This is a genomic window from Methylophaga sp. UBA5088 (assembly GCF_002414625.1).
GTDB classification, from domain to species: domain Bacteria; phylum Pseudomonadota; class Gammaproteobacteria; order Nitrosococcales; family Methylophagaceae; genus Methylophaga; species Methylophaga marina.
In genome coordinates this window covers 4,465-5,226 of sequence record NZ_DIAC01000031.1, presented here as the reverse complement: position 1 = coordinate 5,226, position 762 = coordinate 4,465, and the positions used below count along the sequence as shown (strand labels likewise).

The window sequence follows — 762 nt, the reverse complement described above, 5'->3', positions numbered from 1 at the left end:
ATTAAATCGGTAGGATCGTAGCGACAGTCGTAGACAATAACGCCATTAGGATTGGTCGGATCTTTTGCTAAAGGTACCACCATTGCCGCGCCGCAATACTCACTGGGATACATTCTAGATACATGAATGACAGGCGTGCGCTCACGGATGTTCAGTAGGGGGGCAACCGCATTTTTGCGACGATTCTGATAAACATAATCAAATAATTTGGGTTGTGCATTTTTAATGAGCTTAGCAATTTCTATGGTGGCATAAACGTCTACTAGGGCATCATGAGCACCAATTTGTTCAATATTATTGGCTGCGGTTAAATGCTCTAATCGAAAACTGGGTTTGCCGTCTTCGCGATCAGGCCAGTTGATGCCTTCCGGTCTGAGTGCCCGAGTCAGCCTGACCATGTCGATAATATCCCAGCGAGAATTACCGTTCTGCCATTCACGGGCATAAGCATCATAAAAATTACGAAACAAACTAAAGCGGGTGAACTCATCATCAAACCGTAAACTGTTATAACCCACACCGCAGGTGCCTGGCTCTGCCAGTTCAGCATGTATACGCGCCATAAACTCGGCCTCAGTCAAGCCTTCTTTTTCCGCTTTTTGTGGTGTAATGCCGGTGATTAGAGATGCTTGTGGATGAGGTAAAAAATCGTTGGCGGGTTTGCAATAAATCATCAACGGTTCGCCAATGATATTGAGATCTTCATCGGTGCGAATACCGGCAAACTGCAAAGGTCTGTCATAACGGGGATCTGTGCCAGAA

Annotated in this window: 1 protein-coding gene; it reads right to left on the bottom strand. The window is 45.8% G+C overall.

The genetic code is table 11. The annotated features are described in order from the left end of the window. Positions 1-762, bottom strand: a 762-nt coding sequence (gene sbcB, locus B4K20_RS04130; protein ID WP_289281999.1) for an exodeoxyribonuclease I, incomplete at both ends; no start/stop codon positions are given.